6 protein-coding genes are annotated in these 9,001 nt (G+C 72.8%); all 6 read left to right on the plus strand.

Annotated features, from left to right (window positions below):
* Positions 1-330: 330 nt before the first annotated feature.
* Positions 331-1,743 (plus strand): threonine synthase, encoded by a 1,413-nt coding sequence (gene thrC / locus AC1DXK_RS29065; protein WP_457108771.1) that lies wholly within the window; start codon positions 331-333, stop codon positions 1,741-1,743.
* Between the two features lie 7 nt (positions 1,744-1,750).
* Positions 1,751-3,046 carry a M16 family metallopeptidase gene (locus AC1DXK_RS29070; RefSeq protein WP_457108772.1) on the plus strand — a complete coding sequence of 432 codons (1,296 nt, stop codon included), beginning with the start codon at positions 1,751-1,753 and terminating at the stop codon, positions 3,044-3,046.
* 287 nt (positions 3,047-3,333) lie between these two features.
* Positions 3,334-6,210 carry an EAL domain-containing protein gene (locus AC1DXK_RS29075; protein ID WP_457108776.1) on the plus strand — a complete coding sequence of 959 codons (2,877 nt, stop codon included), beginning with the start codon at positions 3,334-3,336 and terminating at the stop codon, positions 6,208-6,210.
* A gap of 394 nt (positions 6,211-6,604) precedes the next feature.
* Positions 6,605-6,964, plus strand: coding sequence for a hypothetical protein (locus tag AC1DXK_RS29080; RefSeq protein ID WP_457108773.1), 360 nt, complete (start codon positions 6,605-6,607; stop codon positions 6,962-6,964).
* A 43-nt stretch (positions 6,965-7,007) separates the two neighbouring features.
* Positions 7,008-7,943, plus strand: a complete 936-nt coding sequence (locus tag AC1DXK_RS29085) for a ferredoxin reductase domain-containing protein (protein ID WP_457108774.1) — start codon at positions 7,008-7,010, stop codon at positions 7,941-7,943.
* A gap of 85 nt (positions 7,944-8,028) precedes the next feature.
* Positions 8,029-9,001 (plus strand): SGNH/GDSL hydrolase family protein (locus AC1DXK_RS29090; RefSeq protein WP_477299582.1); only part of this gene is annotated, 973 nt, incomplete at its 3' end.

Raw genomic sequence — 9,001 nt, forward strand, 5'->3', positions numbered from 1 at the left:
CCTCGGGACCGGGGCGCGGGCCGCCGGGCGGCGGTGGGACCTGCGCGATGGCGACGGTGCCGGACAGCAGCGCCGCGGCAGCCGCGAGGGCGATGATTCGGGTCATGTCGGCTCTCTCCGAGGCTCGATCCGCCCCGCCTGCGCGGGGGCCGCGGGGTGCTCCGGCTCTAGGCGCGCCCGCCAAACCGGCCCTGAACCGGCCCGTTCAGCCCCCGTTAAAGGCCCGCCCCCCGCCGGGGCGGACCTGTCCGAGGCTCCGCCCGCCCGTGCGGCGCTTTCGACAGGCCCGCCCGCATCGTGTAGAGGGGGCGCCTTCCCTCGGAGGACCCTGTGCTCCACGTCTCGACTCGCGGCGCGGCCGCGCCGCTCTCGTTCTCGGATGCGCTCCTGGCGGGCCTGGCCCGCGACGGCGGGCTCTACGTGCCGCAGACCTGGCCGCAGATCGCGCCCGCGGAGATCGCCGCCCTGGCCGGCCGCCCCTACGCGGAGGCCGCCAAGCGGGTGCTGCGCCCGCTGATCGACGGCGATATCGCCGGCCCGGACCTCGACCGGATGATCGACGCGGCCTACGCGACGTTCCGCCACCCGGCGGTCTGCCCGCTGACCCAGCTCGACGACAACCTGTTCCTGCTGGAACTCTTCCACGGGCCGACGCTGGCCTTCAAGGACGTGGCGATGCAGCTGCTCGGGCGGCTGATGGACCATGTGCTCGCCCAGCGCGGCACCCGCGCCACCATCGTGGGCGCCACCTCGGGCGATACCGGCTCGGCGGCCGTGGACGCCTTCGGCGGCCTCGACCGGGTCGACGTGTTCATCCTCTACCCGCACGGGCGGGTCTCGGAGGTGCAGCGCCGGCAGATGACCTCGGTGCCCGCCGAGAACGTCCACGCGCTCGCCGTCGACGGCACGTTCGACGATTGCCAGAACCTCGTCAAAGCCTTGTTCCAGCACGCCGATTTCGCCGACGCGGTGCGGCTTTCGGGCGTCAACTCGATCAACTGGGCGCGGGTCGCCGCGCAGGCCGTGTACTACTTCACCAGCGCGGTGGCGCTGGGCTCCCCCCACCGGCCGGTCTCCTTCGCGGTGCCGACCGGCAATTTCGGCGACGTCCTCGCCGGCTGGGTCGCCAAGCAGATGGGCCTGCCGGTCCAGAGGCTGATGATCGGCACCAACGCCAACGACATCCTGGTGCGGACCCTGGAGCACGGCGCCTACGCGCTGCGCGGCGTGGTGCCCACCACCTCGCCCTCCATGGACATCCAGATCTCGTCGAACTTCGAGCGGCTGCTGTTCGAGGCGCTGGGGCGCGACGCCGCGTCCCTGTCGCGGCTGATGGCCGGGCTGAAGCAGTCCGGCGGGTTCTCGCTGAGCCCGGAGATCCTCGCCACGGTCCGGTCCGAGTTCGACGCGGTCGCGGTGCCCGAGCCCGACGTCATGGCGGAGATCGCCCTGACCCAGGCGGCCACCGGCGTGGTGCTCGATCCCCACAGCGCCATCGGCGTGCGGGCCGGGCGGCGGCTGCTGGAGCAGGATCCGGCGACCCCGGTCGTCGCCCTCGCCACCGCGCACCCGGCAAAGTTCCCGGACGCGGTCGCCAAGGCCACCGGCGGCCTGCGCCCCGCCCTGCCCCCGCACCTCGCTGACCTGATGGACCGGCCCGAGCGGCTGACCCGGGTGGCCAACGACCAGGCCGCCCTGGAGACGCTCATCCGCGCGCGCGCCCGCATCACCAGGGGGGCGTGAGCCGTCGATGAACCAGCACTTCTCCACGCACGCCGCCTCGCCGTCCCTGCGCACCACGCGGCTCGACAACGGCGTCACGGTGGTCACCGAGCCGATGCCCGGGGTCGCCACCGCCAGCCTCGGCGTCTGGGTCGGGGCCGGTTCGCGCAACGAGCGCGCCGACGAGGCCGGGCTGTCCCACCTCATCGAGCACATGGCGTTCAAGGGGACCCGCACCCGGTCCGCGCAGAAGATCGCCGAGGCGATCGAGAATGTCGGCGGCGAGATCAACGCCGCCACCTCCACGGAGGGGACGAGCTACACCGCCCGGGTGCTCGGCGAGGATGCCGGCCTCGCCCTCGACGTGATCGGCGACATCCTCACCGATTCGGTGTTCGATTCGGGCGAGCTCGCCCGGGAGAAGGGCGTGATCCTGCAGGAATACGCTGCCGTCGAGGACACCCCCGACGACGTGGTCTACGACGCCTTCACGGAGGCCGCCTTCCCGGACCAGCCGGTGGGCCGGCCGATCCTCGGGCGGCCCGAGACGATCCGGAGCTTCGACGAGGCCGGCATCCGCGCCTATCTCGACCGGGAATACACCCCGGACCGCATCGTCGTGGCCGGGGCCGGGGCCGTCACCCACGAGGCGATCGTGGCGGCGGCCGAGCGCCATTTCGGCGCCCTGCCGGCGAAGGCCGCGCCCGAGGCGGTGCCGGGGTCCTACGGCGGCGGCGAGCGGCGGATGCCGCGCAAGCTCGAACAGGCCAACGTGGTGATCGGCCTGCCCGGCCTGTCGTTCCGGGACGACCGCTACTACGCGCTGCACATGTTCGCCCAGGTCCTGGGCGGCGGCCTGACCTCGCGGCTGTGGCAGGAGGTGCGCGAGACCCGCGGCCTCGCCTACGAGATCCAGGCCTTCCACTGGCCGTTCTCGGATTGCGGGCTGTTCGGCATCGGCGCCGGCACCGCCGGGGCGGATCTGCCCGAACTCGTCGACGTGACGCTCGACGCCACCGCCCGGGCGGCCCGCGACCTCGACGCCACCGAGATCGCCCGCGCCAAGGCGCAGCTCAAGGTGTCGCTGCTCTCGGCACTCGAGACGCCGGGCGGCCGGATCGAGCGCAACGCCCGTCAGATCCTGGCCTGGGGCCGGGTGATCCCCGCCGGGGAGGTGATCGCCAAGGTCGACGCTGTCACCGTCGCGGACGTCCGCGCGGTGGCGGCCGCGATGCTGCGGGGAACCCCGACGCTGGCGGCGATCGGYCCGATCCGCAAGCTGCCGACCCTCGATAAGATCGCGGGCGCGCTCCGGGCGGCCTGAGACCGACGCCGTCTTTGCGAGCGCAGCGAAGCAACCCAGGGCCGCGCGCGGTCTCCGACTGGAGCGTCTCCCTGGGTCGCTTCGCTGCGCTCGCGATGACGGAGAGGGCGGCGGAACGTCCGCCCCCGCCCCGCCCAACTTGATTTGGCCGCAAAGGGGCGCGATCCGCGGCATGCGGACCGATCCCGGGGGATCTTGCCCCAGGCCAGGCCCGCACCTATCGATCGAGGCCGCCCGGGCGGCCGACGCCGCTTCTCGCACGGCCGGACATCAAGACACCCTTGCGTATCCTCGCCCTCCTCCTGACCCTGGTCGGCGGTCTCGTCGGTGCCCTCGCGCTCAGCGGTCCGGCCCGGGCCGTGGAAGCGGTCCGCGTCACCCTCGACGCGCCGGTGATCGACCTGACCACCGCGATCGAGCGCTACCGCTCGGACGGCGACCTGATCCAGATCTCGACCGCCCCCGGCAAGGACGGCATCGTCCGCCGGATCGTCGTGAAGGCGCGGGACGCCGGCGCCCGGCCCGACTGGATCGTGTTCGCGCTCACCAACGACACCGACGAGCAGATCGACCGCATCCTGGTCGCGCCGCATTTCCGGCTGGTGGATTCCGGGGTGATCTGGCCCGATCTCGGCGGCTCGCGCATCGCCGCCATCACGGCGAGCCAGGGCATCCGGCCCGAGCGCGACGAGAATCCGGAAGCCGACCAGTTCACCATCACGCTGGATCCCGGCACCACCGTCACCTACGTGGCCGAGCTGCGCGGCGCCAACATTCCCCAGCTCCATCTCTGGGATCAGGACGCCTACCGCCGGAAGGCCGCGGGCCTCACCCTCTACAAGGGCATCATCATCGGGATCAGCGGCCTGCTGGCGCTGTTCCTGACCATCGTGTTCGTGGTCAAGGGCGCGATCATCTTCCCCGCCGCCGCCGCGCTCGCGTGGTCGGTGCTCGCCTATGCCTGCATCGATTTCGGCTTCCTCCAGCGGGTCTTCCCCGTCACCGAACTCGCCGAGCGGGTCTACCGGGCCTCCGCCGAGGCGGTGCTCGGGGCGACGCTGCTGGTCTTCCTGTTCGCCTACCTGAACCTCGCCCGCTGGCACGTGCGCTACAGCCACGTGGCGTTCTTCTGGCTCGCCTTCCTGGCGGGCCTCGTCGGGCTCGCGGTGTTCGACCCGCCGGTGGCGGCCGGCGTCGCGCGGATCTCCATCGCGGCGGTGGCCGGCATCGGGCTGCTGCTGATCGTCTACCTCGCCGCCCATAACGGCTACGACCGGGCGATCCTGCTGGTCCCGACATGGCTGCTGCTGGTGGTCTGGGTGACCGCGGCGGGCTTCGCGGTCACCGGCCAGATCGGCAGCGACCTCGTGCAGCCGGCGCTCATCGGCGGCCTCGTGCTGATCGTGATGCTGATCGGCTTCACGGTGCTCCAGCACGCCTTCGCGGGCGGCGGCCTCAGCCACGCCCTCGTCTCCGACACGGAGCGGCGGGCGCTGGCGCTGACCGGGGCCGGCGACGTGGTGTTCGACTGGGACGTGCCCGCCGACCGGGTCTTCGTCGGCCCGGAGATCGAGGGCCAGCTCGGCCTCGCCCGCGGCACCCTGGAGGGGCCGGCGACCAACTGGCTCGGCGCGCTCCACCCCTTCGACGTGGAGCGCTACTCGGCGGCCCTCGACACGGTGATCGAGGAGCGGCGCGGGCGCATCGTCCACGATTTCCGCCTGCGCTCGGAGGCCGGCACGTTCTTCTGGTACCGGCTCAAGGCGCGGCCGGTGATCGGCGCCGACGGCGAGGTGATCCGGGTGGTCGGCACCATCGCGGACGTCACCGAGATCAAGACCGCCGAGGAGCGCCTGCTCCACGACGCCGTGCATGACAGCCTCACCGGCCTGCCGAACCGCGAGCTGTTCGGCGACCGCCTCGACGCGGCTTTGGCCTTCGCCGGCCAGGACCAGCGCCTCAAGCCCACCGTGATCGTCCTCGACGTCGACCGGTTCAAGGGCATCAACGACGCGATCGGCCTGTCGGCGGGCGATTCGATCCTGCTGACCCTGTCGCGCCGTCTCGGCCGCCTGCTCAGGCCGCAGGACACCCTGGCCCGGGTCGCGGGCGACGAGTTCGCGGTGATCCTCCTGTCGGAGCGCGACCCCGACCGGATCCTGGCCTTCGCCGAGATGATCCGCCGGGCGATCGCCACGCCGATCACCTACGCCGACCGCGAGATCTTCCTCACCGTCTCGATCGGCCTCGCCCTCTACGAGGCCGGCGCCAACCTGAAGCGCGACGAGGTGTTCAAGAGCGCCGAGATCGCCATGATCCAGGCCAAGCGCAACGGCGGCGACCGGATCGAGGTCTTTCGCGCCCACATGCGCACCGACCGCTCGGACCGACTGATGCTGGAGAGCGACCTGCGCAAGGCGATCGAGCGCAACGAGCTGAAGGTGCTGTTCCTGCCGGTGGTGCGGCTCGAGGACCGCACCGTGGCGGGGTTCGAGACCGTGCTGCGCTGGGACCACCCGAAGCTCGGGCGCATCCCCGCCGCGACCTTCCTGCCGCTCGCCGAGGAGAGCGGCTTCATCGTCAACCTCGGCATCTTCGCCCTGGAGCGCACCGCCCTCGAACTCGCGGCCTGGCAGCGCTCCCTGGAGGTCGAGCCGCCGATCTTCGCGGCCTGCAACCTGTCCTCGCGCCAGCTCCTGCGCCACGATCTCCTGCACGACGTGAAGACCGTCCTGGCCCGCTCCGGCGCCCTGCCCGGCTCGCTCAAGCTGGAATTCAGCGAGAGCCTCGTGATGGAAAACCCGGAATACGCCGCCCAGATGCTGGCGCGGATCCACGACCTCGGGGCCGGTCTGTGCCTGTCGGATTTCGGCACCGGCTACTCGGCCCTCTCCTACCTCCAGCGCTTCCCCTTCGACACGATCAAGGTCGACGCGACCTTCGTGCGCCAGATCGGCACCGGCCAGACCGCGATCCTGCGCTCCATCGTCCGGATGGCGAGCGAGCTGAACCTCGCCATCGTGGCGGAGGGCTGCGAGTCGGAGGCCGACGCCCAGGCGCTGGCCGGGCTCGGCTGCGAATACGCCCTCGGTCCCGCCTTCGGCGAGCCGATGACGCTGCTGCAGGCCCGCCAGATCGTCGGCGCGGCGCCGGAAGCGGCCTGACATCGCGAACGGCCGGGTGAGCCTGGTCGACGGCCGCCCGTCCGCGATCGCCCCTCGGGTGCGCGCGACCGCGTTTCCGAGGACATGACCGCGCAGACCTGATGGCGATGCCCGGGCTGGCGGTGGCCAGCGCGAACCATAAGGAGACCGTGGTGCCGGCGCTCCGGGATCTCCGGCGCACGCCTCAGGCCTGCCGGCGCCTCCCTGCTCCGGACCCCGGAGCCGGACCTGGGTCTGGCGGGCACCTCGGGGGTGCGGGCGGCGAACCGGGATCTGCGAACGCGTCGCCCGCGGAGACGGCGTGAGTCGAGGATCGGCTTAAGGCCCCCTTAACCATGTCCGATCAAGCTCCTGTTGATGAACGGGCCTTTCGCCCGCGACGGGGGATGGTCGGATGGCCGAGGCGGCACGGCGTTACCAGCAGGCAGGCGGCTCCGACCTCGTGCGCCGCCTGATGGCGCGGCCGGTGCGGCTGGAGCAGCAAGCCCGGACCCGGCTCCCCCTCCGCGACCCGCGCCCCGTCGAGGCGTTCGCCGACGATCCGTCGGACGCGCCGGACGAGGATGACGAGATCGCCCGGCTCGAGACCGAGCTGCAGGTCATGAAGGCCGTGCTCCGCGCCCAGCGGCAGGAGGTCGAGGCGCTGCGGGCGCAGCGCCAGCTCCTCACGGATTCCGCCCCTGACGACGACGTCCGCGCGACCCGGGAGCGCTGGGCGGCCCTGGTCGACACGCTCCTGATCCGCGCCCGCTGATCCGTCGGCCGACATGCGGGGTCAGGCCAGGAAGGGGCAGACCATGGGGGCGCGCTGCTCGCTCGTCGTGAACGGCCGGTCGGTGCGCGTCTCCACCGGCGACACGCCGCTGGAGGCGGCGCTGGCCGAGGGCATGATCGCCCCGCTCCAGGCACAATCCGGCACCCTGCTCGCCGGCCAGGGGCTCGCCCAGGGCAGCACGGCGCCGTCCGGTCGGCGTCACCCGGCCCGGCGGGCCCGGGCCGAGGCCCTGCGTCCGGCCCTCCCGGGACCCCCGATCCAGGGCGCGGAGGAGGCGCCGCCGCCGGCGGTCGCCGTCCGCAAGGGCACGGTCACGGAGATCCGCCGGCTCAGCCCCGGAATCGTCGAGGTCGTCGCGACCCTGACGCGGCGGCCGACCTGCGAGCCCGGGCACCAAGCCCTCGTGACCTTCGCGGGACTGCCCGCGATGACGCTGTCCCCGACCCTGCGGGTCGACGGCACGAGCGAGATCAACGAGGCCGTGTTCCACCTCGCCCGCGACCCCGAGGGTGACCCGCTCGACACGCTCCGCCTCGACCAGCCGGTGCGCCTCAAGGGACCCGTCGGCCGGGGACAGTACCGGCCCGGGGGCGGCCGCCTCGTGCTGGTGGCGGCCGGCGCGGGCTTCGGGGCGATCTGGGCGATCGCCCGGGCGGCCCGCTACGTGGAGCCCGCCCGCGAGATGGCTCTGGCGATCGGCGCCCGCGACGCCCTGGACCTCTACATGCGCGAGAGCCTGGACTGGCTGCGCCGGACCGGCGTCGCCCGAATCGTGCTCTGCGCCGACCGCGGCCGCCAGCGGCCGCCGGACGTGCGTTCCGGCCCCCTCAGCGCCCACCTGCCCAGCCTGCGCGCCACCGACGTGGTCCACGTGGCGGGCGACGTCTCGACGGTCGGCGCCGTGCAGGTGCTCGCCGCCTCGGTGGGCGCCCGCTGCTACCCGATCGTGATCGACTGACGGCGGGGCGCCTCGACGCGGCGGCGATCGGCTGATACCCGCGCCGGGGTGGCCGTATGCGGCCGGCCCTTGAGTCCGATCCCCGATGGTCCGTGTCCTCTGCCTCGGCTACAGCGTCACCGAGCTGCCGGGCTATGTCGAGCGGGCCAACGCCCTGGCCGAAGCCGAGGGACGCCCGGTCACCCTCCTCCGGAGCGGTTGGGGCGGCCATTCGCTGCCCTCCGTCGCGGCCCTGATCGACGAGATCCTGGACGCGATCCCCTGCGATCACGTCCTGCTGGAGCTGTTCACCGGCAACGTCCGCTACTTCGACGGCGCGACCATGCGGGGCTATCTCGACGACATCCTCGCGGCGACCGCCCGGCGCGACCTGCCCGTCGCCTTTCTCAACCTTCATCAGGGCGGCGTCGACTACGCCGCCGAGCCCGTCGCCGGCCTGCTGGCGGAGTATCGCGCCCTCTACGGGATCCCGTATCTCGACATCGCCGCCCCGGTGGCCGGGGCAGGGGCCGGCGACGTCACCTATCTCCTGAAGGACGGCACCCACGTCACGCCGGCCGGCGCGGAGGTCTACGGCACCCTGGTCTACAGCTTCCTGCGCGCGCCGCCGCCGGGCCGGGCCTACATCCCCCGGTTCCGGGGGCTGCCGGGCCGATTCGAATCCCTGCCCCTGTGCACCCTCCCCGGGCTGACCTGCGGGTTCGAACTGCGGCGCAACGGCATCCCGCTGCGTTTCCTGGAGATCCCCGAGACCACGCGCGTCGAGATCCCCCTCGGGCGTCCGCGCGACGTGATCGGTATCCTCACGACCTACGGACCGCAGGCGGGCACGCTGACGGTCCGGGATCCCGCAACCGGGCGGGCGCACGACCTCGTCGCCTACGATGAATTCTCCTACTATATCCGCGCGATGTACCGCAGCGTCGCCCTCCCGGCCGCCCGCGCGCTGACGCTCGCGCAGTCGGCGGCGCGGCCGGACATCGCCCTGCGCAAGGGCGTGCCGGATCCGGGTCCGCGGCTGGGGCGCGTGTCGCACATCGTCTGCCGGCGCCCCCTGG

The organism is Methylobacterium sp. P3_A11 (assembly GCF_056403155.1).

Bases quoted from the DNA above. Each gene is read 5' to 3' on its own strand.
- AC1DXK_RS29080 (WP_457108773.1), top strand. From the start codon at position 6,605: ATGGCCGAGGCGGCACGGCGTTACCAGCAGGCAGGCGGCTCCGACCTC.
- AC1DXK_RS29085 (WP_457108774.1), top strand. From the start codon at position 7,008: ATGGGGGCGCGCTGCTCGCTCGTCGTGAACGGCCGGTCGGTGCGCGTC.